The organism is Neisseria mucosa, assembly GCA_003028315.1.
Classification (GTDB): Bacteria; Pseudomonadota; Gammaproteobacteria; order Burkholderiales; family Neisseriaceae; genus Neisseria; species Neisseria mucosa.
In genome coordinates this window covers 790849-804710 of the sequence record CP028150.1, presented here as the reverse complement: position 1 = coordinate 804710, position 13862 = coordinate 790849, and the positions used below count along the sequence as shown (strand labels likewise).

Sequence of the window (13862 nt, the reverse complement as noted above, 5' to 3'; positions counted from 1 at the left end):
TTTTTTCTTTTACCCCACTAAAAGCGAAGTCATACTGAGCGAACCGGCGACAAGGTTGTCGTTGAAAAACGTAATGGAATCATCCGATTCGCGTAATGCCATAATGCAAAGAAAAGGCAGGTAATGTTCCGGCGTCGGCACGGAAAGCATCGCCTTTTCACCCAGCCGTTCGTAATGAATCAAAGTATCGTCATCCCGCTCGACAATCGCCTGATTGACCGCTTCGCGGAACGCAAACGCCCAATCATAGCCCGCACCGATTTGATTGATATGCGCCCTGCTCATCACGCCCAGATTATGGATAATATTGCCACTGCCGATAATCAACACACCCTGTTCGCGCAAGGCGGATAATTTCTTCGCCAAATTGAAATGCCATTCCGCAGATTGCGAACGGTTCAGGCTGAGTTGTACCACAGGAATATCGGCATCGGGATACAGAAATTTCAACACCGCCCACGCACCATGATCAAAACCGCGCTTCGGATTCAGCCCGACATTCTCCGGCTGCAATAACGAGCGCACTTGCTCCGCCAATTCAGGCGAACCGGGCGCCGGATATTGCACCTGACTGAGTTCTTCAGGAAATCCGTAAAAATCATAAATCATTTCAGGCTGTTCGCCCGATGAAACCTGCAAACGGCTGCTGTACCAATGCGCCGAAATCATCAAAATGGCTTTCGGTTTGGCAAATTTTTGCGTAATCAGGCTGAGATTTTGGTTGAACGGATTTTCCTTATCCAACACATTCATCGGACTGCCATGCCCGACAAATAACACAGGCATTTTTTTCATCACTGCCTCCTTAAAATATTTGATGAGGCGGATTGTACGGATAAATGATTAAGCAATAAATCTCACTTCATGAACAACATATTTTCCAAATAGGAAATGATGAAATACTCTTTGGCTTTGTTAAAAAATTCAAAAATAGGTCGTCTGAAATGTTTAGAGAAAAAGTAAGGTGTGCCGGAGCACACCTTGTTTAACGGTTACACACCCATTTTCCACGCGGCGATGCGTTTCAAATTATCCACCGTGTCGTGATTGACGATGGCGTCGAACGTGCCGTCCAGTTTGGCAATTTCTGCTTTGTCTTCATCGCTGAGGGCAAAGTCAAAGACATTCAAGTTCTCCGCCATGCGTTCGGGTTTGGTTGATTTTGCCAACACTACGATATCGCGTTCCACCAGCCAGCGGGTAATAACTTGCGCTACCGATTTGCCGTATTTCGCACCGATTTTGCTTAACACGGGGTTGTGGAAAATATCGTTTTTGCCTTCGGCAAACGGTGCCCATGCTTCCACGGCGATGCCTTCAGCCTGCAAAGCGGCAACGGCTTCGTTTTTTTGTTGGAACGGATTGATTTCAATCTGATTAGCCTGCGGCATCACTTTATTGAACAGCCCCAAATCCACCGCGCGTACGGGCGAAAAATTGCTCACGCCGATGGTGTGGATTTTGCCGGCTGCCTGATATTCTTCCAGCGCGCGCCATGTGCCGTAACTGTCGCCGTAAGGCTGATGAATCAGCACCATATCGATGTAATCCAAATTCAGACGACCCAATGAACGATCCAGCGAGGCTTTGGCGGCTTCGTAGCCTAAATTTTCCACCCAAATTTTGGTGGTAACGAACAATTCTTCGCGTGCCACGCCGCTGTTTTTAATCCCCAAACCGACTTCGGTTTCATTTATATAAACCTGCGCGGTGTCGATGTGACGATAGCCTGCTTTGATGGCGTCAATCACGGCTTGTTCGGTTTCTGCGGGCGGAATTTGGAATACGCCGAAACCGAGCGCAGGAATTTTTACGCCGTTGTTTAATGTGATGTTTTGCATAATGTTGTCTCCCGTTTGTTCTCGTAAAAGTGCGGTCATTTTAGATCGCATTTTTATTGCGATAAATTAGGGATAGATTGATGATGTCATGAATTAAATTCAGCAATTCAATTACAAGATATTTACAAAACTTAAAAAACTATTCTGTTTTTATGTTAAAATTCCTATAATTTTCATTTACCAAACATAATCTTATGGCAATCAAAAAAAATCAGCTTTACGCATCACTTTGGGCTGGCTGTGACGAATTGCGCGGCGGTATGGATGCGAGTCTTTATAAAGACTATGTCCTTACCCTATTGTTTTTAAAATACGTTTCCGACAAACACAAACACGGCGGCGGCATGATTGAGCTACCCGCCGGGGCGACTTTTGACGACATCGTTAATCTCAAAAATACCGCTGACATTGGCGACCGGTTGAATAAGATCATCGCCCAAATTGCCGAAGCTAACGACTTAAAAGGCGTGATCGACGTTGCCGACTTCAACGACGAAGACAAACTGGGTAAAGGTAAGGAGATGATCGACCGTTTGAGCAAACTGGTCGGCATTTTTGAAAAGCTTAACCTTTCCTCTAACCAAGCCGAAGATGACGATTTATTAGGTGATGCCTACGAATACTTGATGCGCCATTTTGCGACCGAATCGGGTAAATCCAAAGGGCAGTTTTACACGCCTGCCGAAGTCTCGCGCATTATGGCTAAGATTATCGGAATCAGCGCAGATTGCCCGTCCAGTACCAGTGTTTACGACCCGACTTGTGGCTCGGGTTCGCTGTTGCTCAAAGCTGCTGCGCAAGCCAACAACCAAATCAGCCTATACGGTCAAGAAAAAGATGTGGCGACCGCATCCCTTGCCCGGATGAATATGATTTTGCATAACAACGAAACCGCCGAAATCAATACCGGGAATACCTTATCCGATCCGTCTTTCCGTGATGAAAGAGGTGGGCTTAAGACCTTTGATTTTGCCGTTGCCAATCCGCCTTTTTCCAGCAAGAACTGGACGAGCGGCATCACGCCGGCTGATGACCCTTTTGAGCGATTCAGTTACGGCATACCGCCTGAGAAAAACGGCGATTACGCCTTTTTGCTGCATTTGCTCAAAAGCCTGAAACCAAGTGGCAAAGGTGCGATTATTCTGCCGCACGGCGTGCTGTTTCGCGGCAATGCCGAAGCGCGTATCCGTACCGAATTGCTCAACCTTGGTCTCATCAAAGGCATTATCGGGCTGCCTGCCAACCTGTTTTACGGCACGGGCATACCCGCCTGTATCATCGTGATCGACAAAGAACACGCCCAAACTGCCCAGTTTGCCGAAGATGGTTCACGGCAAGTCATCAGTGGCGGCAGCGTGTTTATGATTGACGCATCGCGCGGCTTTATTAAAGACGGCAATAAAAACCGTCTGCGCGAACAAGACATTCATAAAATCATCGACACCTTCACAAAACAGGAAGAAATCGCCCATTACAGCCGCATGGTGCATTTAAGTGAAATTGCCGCCCAAGATTACAACCTTAACCTGCCTCGCTATATAGATAACGGAGAAGTTGAAGACCTGCAAGACCTTGCCGCGCACCTTTACGGCGGCATTCCCGAATATGATATGGATGCGCTGGAAGCCTATTGGCAAGTCTTAGGTCGTCTGAAAAACGAGTTGTTTGACGAACAAGAAGGACGCTTCATTGCCAAAATCGAAAGCAGCCAAATCAAAGCCCATATTTTGGCGCACCCCGATTACGCTGCCTTCAAAGCTGAGCATTTAGCCAAATTTGCCGCGTGGCACACTCAAAACGACCTTGCTGCCATCCAGCCAGGCAGCCGATCAAGCAAGCTTATCCAGCAATGGAGCGAAAGCCTGTTGAACGCGTTCAAACCAAGCAGCTTGATTGAAGAATATGATTTCTACCAAATCCTGATGGACTACTGGGCGGAAAACCTGCAAGACGATGTTTATTTCATTGCCCAAGACGGTTGGCTAGCGGTCAAGGATTTGGCAGAAATCACCAAAGAAAGCGATGAAGTCGCCAACTTGACCGTCGTCTTTGAGGAAACTGAAACCGACAAAAAAAGCAAAGCTAAAACCAAACGCATTAGTAAAAAATATCGCAGCGAAGTCATCGCGCCCGAATTGGTCGCACGCCGCTATTTTTCAGACGACCTTGCTAAGCTGGAAGAAAAACAAAGCGAGCTGGAGCGCCTTAGCCAAGAATTGGAAAGCCATTTGGAAGAACACGGCGGCGAAGAAGGCGTACTTAATGACGTGCTGGACGCAAAAGGCAAACTTTCCGCCAAACTGTTGAAGGCAGTATTAGAAGAAGATGACATAGAAGAAGACGAACGAGCTATTTTGCAAACTGCCCAAACATTGATGACGCAGGAAAAAACCGCCAAAGATGTGGTCAAAACCCAAAGTGAAGCCCTAAACCTTGCTATTTTCAAACAATTTGGCCAGCTTTCCGAAGAGGAAATCAAGCAGCTTGTCGTCAAAGACAAATGGCTTGCCACGCTGCAAAGCCGAATCGAAAACCATTTGGAAAATGCGATTCAACAGCTTATCAGCCGCTTGAACACGCTGGAAGACCGTTACCGTAGCCCGATGGCTGAGCTTGCCCAAGAAGTAGAAATATGGCAACGCAAAGTGGATGCCCACCTCAAAAATATGGGCTTTGGAGGCTGAAATGGCAACACAAACAGACTATAAGACGAGCGAGTTGGGAATGATTCCGCAGGATTGGGATGTTGTGGAATTGGGGAAAGTTTGTGATATAGATACGGAGAATTTAACATCTAACACTGATTCAGATTATGAATTTGACTATATTTCCTTAGAACAAATTGATAACGGACACTTATTGAATACTGAAAAATACAAATTTAAAGATGCGCCTTCAAGAGCAAGAAGGGTTGTGCGAAAAAATGATGTATTAATTTCTACTGTTCGTCCTAATCTAATGTCGCATTATTATGTAAAAAATGAAGTGCGTGATTTAATTTGCTCAACAGGATTCAGTGTTGTGCGAGGAACAAATAAGTTAAATATGCCTTATTTGTATCACCATTTATTTGCGAACATAATAAACAGCCAAATAAACCTTGTTGTTGTCGGTTCAAATTATCCAGCGATTAACAGTCATGATATTAAGAATTTAAAAATCCCACTTCCGTCAACTCCTGAACAAACCGCCATCGCCACCGCATTAAGCGACACCGATGCGCTGATAAGCAGCCTGCAAACGCTTATCGCCAAAAAGCAGGCAATCAAGCTCTCAGCAATGCAAAACCTGCTTAGTGGCAAAATCCGTCTGCCCGAGTTTGCACAACGCACCGATGGTTCGCCCAAAACCACGCGTCAAACCGAACTGGGCTGCGTGCCTGAAGATTGGGAAGTGGTGGAATTGGGAGAAGTGGGTGAAATTATTACAGGAAGCACGCCCAGTACGAATAAAGCTGAACTTTGGAACGGGGAAATTGTTTGGATAACACCTACTGATATTGGAGAAAGTAAGGATATATATTCTAGTGAACGGCAAATAACTAAACAAGGTTTAAATTCTATTAGAAAGCTACCGAAAGATACGCTGTTAGTTACTTGTATCGCAAGCATTGGGAAAAACGCTGTTTTGAAGGTAAATGGTGCTTGTAATCAACAAATTAACGCCATTATTCCATCAATATCATTCGATGTTAATTTTTTATATTACTATTTTGAGAACACAAAACCAGCATTAAAAAGTTTAGCAGGAATAACAGCAACCCTAATCATTTCTAAGGCGTTATTTTCAACATTTCTAGTGATTGCACCACCAAAACCAGAACAAACCGCCATCGCCCAACTGTTAAGCGATATGGACGCAGAAATCGAGTCGTTAGAATGCCGTCTGAAAAAAACGCAGTCGCTCAAACAAGGCATGATGCAGACATTGCTCACAGGAAAAATCCGCCTGCCACTAGAATAAAATTTAAGGAAGAAACTATGACCATCAACATCGGACAATCGGAACGCACCACGCAAAACCGTGTGGTGGCGTTGTTTTGTGAAAAACTGGGCTACCGCTATTTGGGCAACCTGCAAGGCTTGGCGAATAAAAATATCCGTGAGGCGGATTTGTTGGACTGGCTTGCCAAACGTGGTGTCTCGGATGCGCTCGCCCAAAGTGCGGTCAAATCGCTGCAAAGTTTGAATCATTTGGGTGGCGGCAGACGGCTTTATGATGCCAACGGTGATATTTATCAGCTTTTGCGTTATGGTGCAAAAGTAAAAACGGGAGTCAGCGAACAGACGCAGACGGTGTGGCTGGTGGATTGGGAAAATCCGCAAAATAATGATTTTGCCATTGCTGAAGAAGTGAGCATTCCAGGCTCGCAATACGATAAACGCCCTGATGTGGTGTTGTATCTTAACGGTATTGCGGTGGCGGTGTTGGAGTTGAAACGCTCTTCGGTGTCGGTTTCTGAAGGGATAAGACAAAATATCGCCAATCAGCAGCGGGAATTTTGTGAGGCATTTTTTACCACTGTGCAGCTTTTGTTTGCAGGGAACGACAGCGAAGGCTTGCGCTACGGCGTGATTGAAACGCCCGAAAAGTATTATCTGAAGTGGAAAGAAGACGGTGAGCCCGATAATTTGGGTGATTTGGATGCTGATTTGTGCTGTATGTGCGAAAAAAGCCGCTTGCTGGAAATATTGCACGATTTTATGGTGTTTGATAACGGTGCAAAAAAAACCTGCCGCCCTAATCAGTATTTCGGCATTAAGGCGGCGCAGGCGAGATTAAAGCAGCGTCAAGGCGGTATTATTTGGCATACGCAAGGCAGCGGCAAAAGCCTGACGATGGTTTGGCTGGCGCAGTGGATTTTGGAGCAGGGCGACAATCATCGGGTGCTGATTATTACCGATCGTACGGAGCTGGACGAGCAGATAAAAAAGGTGTTCGACCACACGCAAAATGAAATCTACCGAACCAAAAGCAGCAAGGATTTGCTCAACGTTTTAAATGAAAATGAGCATTCGCTGATTTGTTCGCTAGTGCATAAATTCGGCAGTCGAGAGGAGGCAGAGGTAGAAAACGATGCAGAATTGAACGATTTTTTAAACGATATTCGTACGGCAAAAGGCGGTTTTTCGCCCAAGGGCAAGATTGTTGTGTTTGTGGATGAATGCCACCGCACCCAATCGGGCAAACTGCATGAAGCGATGAAATCCCTATTGCCTGATGCAATATTTGTTGGTTTTACAGGCACGCCACTTCTGAAAACGGACAAAAAACAGTCAGTAGAAGTATTCGGCGGTTTTATCCACACCTATAAATTTAACGAAGCGGTTAAGGACGGTGTGGTGTTAGACCTGCTTTACGAAGCGCGAGATATTGAGCAGTCGCTGTCTTCCCACAAACGGGTCGATGATTGGTTTGATGTAAAAACGCGTGGTATGACCGACATCGCCAAAAACCAACTCAAACAACGCTGGGGGACAATGCAGAAATTGTTGTCGTCTAAAAACCGCTTGGAAAAAATCGTGGACGATATTTTGCTGGATATGGAAACCAAGCCACGACTTTCAGACGGCAGCGGCAATGCGATTTTGGTCTGCGCCAGCGTCTATCAGGCGTGCCAATGCTATGAGTTGTTTACCCAAAGCGGCTTGAAAAACAAGGTAGCGATTGTAACCAGCTACAAACCTGATGCTCAGGCTGCCAAAAATGCGGTTTCCGCTCAAGCGCAAAATGAAGAGCTGTTTAAATACAGTATCTATCGCAAGATGATTGCCGATTATTATCGGGAGGGCGAAGAAAAAGCAGCAGCATTGGCGGAACAGTTTGAAACTGATGTAAAAAAACGCTTTATCGAGCAGCCTGCACAAATGAAGCTGCTGATTGTGGTGGACAAACTTTTAACAGGTTTTGATGCGCCTTCGGCGACTTATCTCTATATCGACAAAAAAATGGCAGACCATAACCTTTTCCAAGCTATTTGTCGGGTGAACCGTTTGGACGGCGAATCGAAAACTTACGGCTATGTGGTGGATTATCGGGATTTGTTCAAGTCCTTAGAAAAGGCGTTTAAAGATTTCACCCAAGAAGCCTTTGAAGGCTATGAGCCATCTGATGTGGAGGGGCTGATTAAAGATCGCTTAAGTACGGCAAAAGAAGATTTGGAAACGGCTTGGGAAGCGGTGCAGATGATGACGGAAAACGTGCTAGCTCCGAAAACCTTCCCCGAGTACAAAGCCTATTTTTGCGGCGCAGACGATAAAACCAACCTGCAAACTGAATACCAAAGCAAACGTTTGGCGTTTTATCGGGCGGCAGCAAAATTAATTCGCGCCTATGGGGCGATTGCTAATGAATTGGTCGAAGCCGGTTACAATAAAATCCAAGCTGAAGAATGGCACAAGCGGGTAAAAAATATCACTGACTTGCGGGACGAATTGAAAATTGCCAGCGGCGATTATGTGGATTTCAAAACAGTTGATGCGGATATGCGTTATTTAATCAACCAATATGTGCGTGCCGAAGACAGCGAACGGCTAGATACTTTTGACAATGTGGGGTTGTTGGATTTGCTGGTCAGCCGTGGCGCGGATATAGTGGAAGATTTGCCCGAAGAACTTAAAGATAAAAAAAGTATGGCGGAAACTATCGAGAATAATATCCGCAAAACCATTGTGGATGAAAACCCGACCAATCCTAAATATTTTGAGAAAATGTCAGTGTTGCTGGACGAATTGATCGAACAGCGTAAACAGGAAGTCGTTGACTATAAGAAGTATCTAGAAGAAATGGCACGCCTTGCCGAGCAGGTAAAACGACCGCAGGGCAGCAATTACCCGAAAGAAATCAACACACCGGGCAAACAGGCAATTTTTGACAATTTTAGCCAAGATACTGATTGGGTGCTAAGCCTGGATCACGCTATTCAAACAAACAAACAGGACGGTTATCTCACCAACAAAATGAAGCAAAAACGCCTGAGAGCTCAACTCAAGCCGCTTACCGATGAAAAAGGGTTGGATATTGATGAAGTGTTTGAACTGATTATCAAACAGACGGAATACGGAGCCTAATATGCAAATCGGCAATCTAAGTGTGGAAGTACGCAGAAAAGCAATTAAGAATCTGCATATTAGCGTGTTGCCACCAAGCGGTGTAGTTCGGGTGTCCGCACCACTTAAAATGAGTGATGATGCGGTGAAGATGGCGGTAGCAAGCCGTTTGCTGTGGATTAAAAAACAGCAGAGTATATTTGAAAACCAAGCCCGGGAAACCACGCGTGAAATAGTGTCGGGTGAAAGCCATTATCTTTGGGGTAAGCGGTATTTATTGGAAGTGCTACCAACTACAGGTAGACACCGCCTTGAAGTTGAGCATCGCAAAATCAAGTTGTTTGTTCGTCCCAACACTAACTTTAAAAACCAAACTGCCGTAATTGAAACCTTTTACCGCAACGAGTTAAAACGAGAAATTGCAAAACTACTGGCAAAATGGCAGCCAAAAATGGGGGTGACTGCTAAGCGTTTCGGCGTGAAAAAAATGAAAACTCTTTGGGGGAGTTGTAATACCGACACCGCCAGCATTTGGTTGAATCTAGAACTCGCCAAAAAACCGCCCGAATGCTTAGAATACGTTGTCGTTCACGAACTGACCCACTTGCTTGAACGCCACCATAACGCCCGTTTTATGGCACATATAGATAACCTTCTCCCAAACTGGCGAAACATTAAACAACGGCTTAATGCACTGAAATTGGGAGTTTAATGCCATCAATGCAAGGAAATGGCGTGTGCGTATACCCTTACATCAATTTGCAAATTATCGGCAACATCCGACCGTTTGCAGCATCATTCCATACCGTCTGACATTTACGCCATTCTCCCACTATCGCTAATCATGAAGTTGGCAATGCGGCGTTGAATCAACCATTTACCGTCTTCTTTAACATAAGTGTCGTTGTAGCGTACATAATGGTTATGCACCATTTCCTTGCCATCTTTTTCTTCGGTCAACACCACATGGCAATAGTTGATGCCTTCGGCGCGGCTATCACTTAGCGAGTGAATGGTCAGTTGTCCGTTTAAATGGTAAACACGTTTGAAATTGGCAAGGAAGTCGGTGAATACGTCCACGATTTCCGCACGGTTTTTCAAATCGGCAAACAGTTCGCCACCAATGTAGGTGGTGACATGCCCGTCTTCAGTAAATAAGGGGCCTTGTGCTGCCACGTCTTTTATATCTGCTAAATTGGAGAACGTATCGACCAATTCTTTAATAGCTTGTTTTTCAGTTAAAGTTTCGATTGGGGTCATTTTTGAGCTTCCTTGTGCTTATTGGTTAGATTCTGCCTATACCTAAACTTTCCCGAATGGAAAATTCGGGGCGTTCAATCAGTTTGGCGATTAAATGGGCAATGCTGCGTTTAGAAACCTGTCTGCCCTGAAATGGTTCGCCTTTACGGGTGAGTTGGTAATCGATTTCATGGCCGTCTGTAAACCACGCAGGGCGGATAATGGTGTAATCCAAGCGGCTGTTTTCCACCACCTGCGCCGAACGGCGGTAAGGCTCTAAAATTGCTCCATGGTCTTCACCTGTTTCGCCATAAATACCCATCGAACTAATCCAAATCAGTCTTTTAACATTGGTACGGTTCATTGCTTGCACAATATTTTCCGCCATTGCTTCAAGGTTTCCCGCAAGGTTGGTATACACCACATCTTGCCCCTGCATTAAGCTTTCCAGTTGAGGCAAATCCATCACATCAGCCTGCACCACATTTACCCGCTCATTGGCGAAGGTTTGCAGGCGGCGGATGTTGCGTGATACCAGCGTGAGTATAAGTTCAGGGTTTTCCAGTAAGACCGGAATCACCGTTTGAGCCAAACCGCCATTTGCCCCCAGAATCAGGATGTTTTTCATTTCATTCTCCTTATCATTTCAAAGTGCGGTCATTTTATGATTTGTTTTTATTGAGATAAATTAGGTTTGGTTTTATGATGTCATGAATTAAATTCACTAATCGAGACCCTTGCAAAATACCCCTCTTCACCTGTTCCCTCAACAGCCGAAACCCAAACACAGGATTTCGGCTGTTTTCGTGCCAAATGCCCCCTTAATCCTCCCCGGATACCCCATAATCGGGCATCCGGGCCGCCTTTTAGGCAGCAGCAGGCACACTTAGCCTGTTAGCCGCCTTCAACAGGTTCAAACACATCGCCTTCAGATGGCTTTGCGCACTCACTTTGAGCAGACCAAAATAGGCTGCCCGGGCATAGCGGAATTTACGGTGTAGCGTACCAAAGCTTTGTTCGACCACATAACGGGTTTTCGATAAATACCGGTTACGCTTCGTTTGATTTTCCGTCAGCGGACGGTTACGGTGGGCTTTGCGCATAATGCCGTCCAGCAACTGATGCTCTTTCAGATGTTGCCGGTTTTCCGCACTGTCGTAGCCTTTATCGGCATAGACGGTCGTATCTTCGGCAATGCCCTCCAACAAAGGCAACAGGTGGTTGCACTCATGGGTATTGGCGGGGGTGATGTGCAGTTTCTCGATATAGCCTTCCTCATCGGTACGGGTATGTTGTTTGTAACCGAGTTTGTAGAGGCCGTTTTTCTTTGTCCAACGGGCATCTTTATCTTTGCTCGGTGTGGTTTGGCCGCTGATTTGTCCTTCTTCATCGACTTCTATAGCCTGACGCTGTTTGCTGCCGGCGGTCTGAATAATGGTGGCGTCAATGACGGCGGCGGATGCTTTCTCTACTTTTAGGCCTTTTTCGGTCAGTTGGCAGTTAATCAGTTTTAGCAATTCGGACAGGGTATCGTCTTGCGCCAGCCAGTTTCGGTAGCGGCATAAGGTGCTGTAATCGGGGATGCTCAGTTCGTCAAAACGGCAAAACAGGTTGAAATCGATGCGGGTGATGAGGCTGTGTTCGAGTTCGGGATCGGAGAGACTGTGCCATTGTCCGAGCAGGACGGCTTTGAACATGGACAGCAGGGGATAGGCGGGACGGCCGCGGTGGTCTCGGACGTAACGGGTCCTTTGACGGTTCAGGTACTGTTCGATCGGCTGCCAATCAATCACCTGATCCAACTTCAATAGTGGGAAGCGGTCGATGTGTTTGGCAATCATGGCTTGGGCGGTTTGCTGGAAGAAGGTGGTCATGGAAAATCCCCTAAATGTCTTGGTGGGAATTTAGGGGATTTTGGGGAATTTTGCAAAGGTCTCTAATCAGTTAAAACGGGGCAGGAAAATGCAGAACTTTAACGAGCTGAATTATTTTTTGACACTCGCACAAACTCAGAGTTTTGTGAAGGCAGGACAGCTTTTGGGGATTTCTTCTTCGGCGTTGAGCCACAGCATGAAAAATTTAGAAACGCGGCTAAATTTGCGCCTGCTCAACCGCACTACGCGCAATGTGTCGCTGACCGAAGCCGGACAGCAGCTTTTTGAGCAGCTTTTTCCGCTTTATCAAGCGATTAACCACGAGGTCGATGCGTTGAATACTTTTCTGAACACGCCTTCGGGGCTGATTCGTATCAATGCCCCTGCGGTGGCGGCGGAAGCGGTGTTGTACCCGAAATTAAAGCCGATTTTGAACCAATACCCGAAAATCCGTTTGGAAATCGTGGTGGACGACCGCTGGGCGGACATTGTGAAAGAAGGGTTTGATATGGGCGTGCGGCTGGGTAACGATGTGGCGAAAGAGATGATTGCGGTGCCGATTTCCGCACCGCTCAAAATGGTATTGGTCGCCTCGCCCGATTATTTGGCGCAATACGGTTCGCCGAAAAATATTAGACCTCTTGCGAAAATATTCATCCCATCGCATTAACCAGTCCTGCAATCAGATTTGCCCTTAACCCGAACCGTTTCCGCCTGTTGCGGTAAGGTAGCGACAAGATTTTGAATATCTTAATTTTTCTGTTGATGTGCTCGATGACGGTTCTGAGTTTGCCTAACCACCTGTTCGCCTCTTTATCCTGTTTGTTCAGCGGATGATGTTTAGATTTCTTTTTCGGGGTCTGTAATCCGGTTTTAGCCAATCCTTGATAACCCCTATCCGCAATGACTATTTTGTAGGGATAAAGCTCTGCAAGGTGCTTCTTGGCTAAACGCATGTCATGCTGAGCACCCATCCCCGTCTGGATGCTGATGATTTTTTCAGTTTCTCTGCCGTATATGACTTGGATTTTAACCGTGTGTCGCTTTTTCTTGCCGCTGTAATACTGCCGCTGTTTTTTTGGGACGTTCAATCGGGCTTTCGGTAACGTCAATGATGACCGTTTGATCGCCCGGATTCTTGTGTTTTGGCAGGGAAAAGCGTTTGCAACGAATGAGAGCGTCCTCAGTTTTACGGATGGTGCGGCAGACATTACTTTCAGAAAGACCGTAGATAGCGGCCAATTCGAGTTGGGTATGATAATGGCGCAGATAACTTAGGGTAAGCAGCAGTTGGTCTGCCAAACCGAGCGTATGCGGCCTGCCCGACTTGACCTTCCGGCTTTCTGCTTCTGTGGTGACTTGCAGCATTTCATGAAAAAGGACGGGCGTTACACCTGTGAGCCGTTTGAATTCCCTGTCGCTTCTTTGGATTAGGTTTTCGTATTTCATTTGGGAATTGTAAATCTTCAGGATACTTTCGCAAGAGGTCTATTGACGATTTGCAGCAGCACTGCCTTATCGGCGCAAAGCTCTCCGCCGAACACGGCGCGGAGATGCAGTGGGAATTCAAATACAAAAAAGAGCTGATTACGTTCACGCCCAAATCGCAGTTTTCCATCAATAATCATCTGCGCCTGCAAGCCCTTTCAGACGACCTCGGCATCACTTGGCTGCCGCATATCATCGCCGCAGACGCACTCCATTCAGGGCAGTTGGTCGAGCTGTTGCCCGAGTACGCCATCACCTACGATCCGCTTTATCTCTATTACCCCAGTCGCCGCGGGCATTCGAATGTGTTTAAGTTGATTGTGGATGCGCTGCGGGTGGAGGTCGTCTGAAAATGTAAAAGCAGCCTGACT

The 13862-nt window shown here is 46.2% G+C and carries 12 protein-coding genes and 1 pseudogene; 7 read left to right on the top strand and 6 right to left on the bottom strand.

All coding sequences use genetic code 11. From position 1 onward, the window contains the following. Nucleotides 1-9: 9 nt before the first annotated feature. Both NM96_03955 and NM96_03950 read right to left on the bottom strand, forming a co-directional pair. Nucleotides 10-795, bottom strand: a complete 786-nt coding sequence (locus NM96_03955) for a 4,5-DOPA dioxygenase extradiol (protein AVR78608.1) — start codon at nucleotides 793-795, stop codon at nucleotides 10-12. A gap of 197 nt (nucleotides 796-992) precedes the next feature. Then, complete coding sequence (locus tag NM96_03950) at nucleotides 993-1841, bottom strand: 2,5-diketo-D-gluconic acid reductase (GenBank protein AVR78607.1); 849 nt, start codon at nucleotides 1839-1841, stop codon at nucleotides 993-995. A gap of 194 nt (nucleotides 1842-2035) precedes the next feature. Between NM96_03950 and NM96_03945 the strand changes: the two genes are divergently transcribed. From NM96_03945 to NM96_03930, 4 genes are read left to right on the top strand one after another with little or no spacing between them, the layout of a single operon-like run. Next, the gene (locus tag NM96_03945; protein AVR78606.1) at nucleotides 2036-4525 is read left to right on the top strand and encodes a type I restriction endonuclease subunit M; all 2490 of its coding nucleotides are present in this window, start codon (nucleotides 2036-2038) and stop codon (nucleotides 4523-4525) included. Between the two features lie 40 nt (nucleotides 4526-4565). Further along, the gene (locus NM96_03940) at nucleotides 4566-5804 is read left to right on the top strand and encodes a restriction endonuclease subunit S (protein ID AVR80263.1); all 1239 of its coding nucleotides are present in this window, start codon (nucleotides 4566-4568) and stop codon (nucleotides 5802-5804) included. A gap of 17 nt (nucleotides 5805-5821) precedes the next feature. Continuing rightward, nucleotides 5822-8911: a restriction endonuclease subunit R gene (locus tag NM96_03935; GenBank protein ID AVR78605.1), complete on the top strand. Its 3090-nt coding sequence runs from the start codon at nucleotides 5822-5824 to the stop codon at nucleotides 8909-8911. 1 nt (nucleotide 8912) lies between these two features. Further along, the gene (locus NM96_03930; protein AVR78604.1) at nucleotides 8913-9602 is read left to right on the top strand and encodes a M48 family peptidase; all 690 of its coding nucleotides are present in this window, start codon (nucleotides 8913-8915) and stop codon (nucleotides 9600-9602) included. A 104-nt stretch (nucleotides 9603-9706) separates the two neighbouring features. Here NM96_03930 and NM96_03925 read toward each other — a convergent pair whose 3' ends face one another. Beyond that, nucleotides 9707-10150, bottom strand: a complete 444-nt coding sequence (locus NM96_03925) for a nuclear transport factor 2 family protein (protein ID AVR78603.1) — start codon at nucleotides 10148-10150, stop codon at nucleotides 9707-9709. Between the two features lie 25 nt (nucleotides 10151-10175). Next, nucleotides 10176-10757: an NAD-dependent dehydratase gene (locus NM96_03920; GenBank protein ID AVR78602.1), complete on the bottom strand. Its 582-nt coding sequence runs from the start codon at nucleotides 10755-10757 to the stop codon at nucleotides 10176-10178. 96 nt (nucleotides 10758-10853) lie between these two features. Between NM96_03920 and NM96_03915 the strand changes: the two are divergent. Continuing rightward, nucleotides 10854-11027, top strand: a pseudogene (locus NM96_03915) (IS110 family transposase). On the opposite strand, the gene NM96_03910 reads toward NM96_03915, so the two are convergent. Continuing rightward, nucleotides 10996-12003, bottom strand: a complete 1008-nt coding sequence (locus NM96_03910; protein ID AVR78601.1) for an IS5 family transposase — start codon at nucleotides 12001-12003, stop codon at nucleotides 10996-10998. The pseudogene NM96_03915 and the gene NM96_03910 overlap by 32 nt on opposite strands. 88 nt (nucleotides 12004-12091) lie before the next feature. Here NM96_03910 and NM96_03905 point away from each other — a divergent pair, with 88 nt between their 5' ends. Then, nucleotides 12092-12673: a LysR family transcriptional regulator gene (locus NM96_03905; GenBank protein AVR78600.1), complete on the top strand. Its 582-nt coding sequence runs from the start codon at nucleotides 12092-12094 to the stop codon at nucleotides 12671-12673. On the opposite strand, the gene NM96_03900 is transcribed toward NM96_03905, so the two are convergent. Then, nucleotides 12657-13452 (bottom strand): IS5/IS1182 family transposase gene (locus NM96_03900; protein ID AVR78599.1). Its coding sequence is split into 2 segments (ribosomal slippage): nucleotides 12657-13085 and nucleotides 13087-13452, totalling 795 coding nucleotides; the frame shifts between segments, so codons are not numbered across the junction. The genes NM96_03905 and NM96_03900 overlap by 17 nt on opposite strands. Between NM96_03900 and NM96_03895 the strand changes: the two genes are divergently transcribed. Continuing rightward, complete coding sequence (locus NM96_03895) at nucleotides 13446-13841, top strand: transcriptional regulator (protein ID AVR78598.1); 396 nt, start codon at nucleotides 13446-13448, stop codon at nucleotides 13839-13841. The genes NM96_03900 and NM96_03895 overlap by 7 nt on opposite strands. Nucleotides 13842-13862 lie beyond the last annotated feature (21 nt).

What these genes read in the sequence shown, in the direction of transcription:
- NM96_03955 (AVR78608.1), bottom strand. Translation starts at nt 795, where the DNA reads ATGAAAAAAATGCCTGTGTTATTTGTCGGGCATGGCAGTCCGATGAAT.
- NM96_03950 (AVR78607.1), bottom strand. Translation starts at nt 1,841, where the DNA reads ATGCAAAACATCACATTAAACAACGGCGTAAAAATTCCTGCGCTCGGT.
- NM96_03945 (AVR78606.1), top strand. Translation starts at nt 2,036, where the DNA reads ATGGCAATCAAAAAAAATCAGCTTTACGCATCACTTTGGGCTGGCTGT.
- NM96_03940 (AVR80263.1), top strand. Translation starts at nt 4,566, where the DNA reads ATGATTCCGCAGGATTGGGATGTTGTGGAATTGGGGAAAGTTTGTGAT.
- NM96_03935 (AVR78605.1), top strand. Translation starts at nt 5,822, where the DNA reads ATGACCATCAACATCGGACAATCGGAACGCACCACGCAAAACCGTGTG.
- NM96_03930 (AVR78604.1), top strand. Translation starts at nt 8,913, where the DNA reads ATGCAAATCGGCAATCTAAGTGTGGAAGTACGCAGAAAAGCAATTAAG.
- NM96_03925 (AVR78603.1), bottom strand. Translation starts at nt 10,150, where the DNA reads ATGACCCCAATCGAAACTTTAACTGAAAAACAAGCTATTAAAGAATTG.
- NM96_03920 (AVR78602.1), bottom strand. Translation starts at nt 10,757, where the DNA reads ATGAAAAACATCCTGATTCTGGGGGCAAATGGCGGTTTGGCTCAAACG.
- NM96_03910 (AVR78601.1), bottom strand. Translation starts at nt 12,003, where the DNA reads ATGACCACCTTCTTCCAGCAAACCGCCCAAGCCATGATTGCCAAACAC.
- NM96_03905 (AVR78600.1), top strand. Translation starts at nt 12,092, where the DNA reads ATGCAGAACTTTAACGAGCTGAATTATTTTTTGACACTCGCACAAACT.